The sequence below is a fragment of the Pontibacter toksunensis genome (assembly GCF_042686245.1).
Lineage (GTDB): Bacteria > Bacteroidota > Bacteroidia > Cytophagales > Hymenobacteraceae > Pontibacter > Pontibacter toksunensis.
Genome location: NZ_JBHUOX010000116.1, coordinates 1 through 572, shown reverse-complemented (window position 1 = coordinate 572; position 572 = coordinate 1). Strand labels below are relative to the sequence as shown.

Annotated in this window: 1 protein-coding gene; it reads left to right on the top strand. The window is 68.2% G+C overall.

What is annotated here, in order from left to right; translation table 11 throughout:
- On the top strand, positions 1 to 572 hold a 572-nt coding region (locus ACFS7Z_RS27395; protein ID WP_377492733.1), incomplete at both ends, for a DUF11 domain-containing protein.

Below are 572 nucleotides of genomic sequence, written 5' to 3'. Positions count from 1 at the left end.
ACCGCCCGCAACGCGGGGCCAGGCGCCGCCGAGGGCGTGGTGGTGACGGAGAACATCCCGGACGGCCTGACGCTGGTGAGCGCGGTGACGCTGAAGGGCACCTACGACCAGTCCGCCAATAAGTGGGCGGTGGGGGCGCTGGCCAACAACGAGAGCGCCGTGCTCACGCTGGTGTTCACCATCACCAAGCCGGGCACGCTGGTGAACGGCGTGACAGTGGTGGCCGACAACACAGACCCTGTGCCGGGCGACAACAGCAGCGAGGCGCCAATCAACGTGCCATTGCCACCTGCCAACGTGAGCGTTGTGAAGGCGGCAGTGGCGGGGCAGTACGCTGTTGGCGGCAGAGTGAGCTACACTGTCACCGCCCGCAACGCGGGGCCAGGCGCCGCCGAGGGCGTGGTGGTGACGGAGAACATCCCGGACGGCCTGACGCTGGTGAGCGCGGTGACGCTGAAGGGCACCTACGACCAGTCCACCAGCAAATGGGCGGTGGGGGCGCTGGCCAACAACGAGAGCGCCGTGCTCACGCTGGTGTTCACCATCACCAAGCCGGGCACGCTGGTGAACGG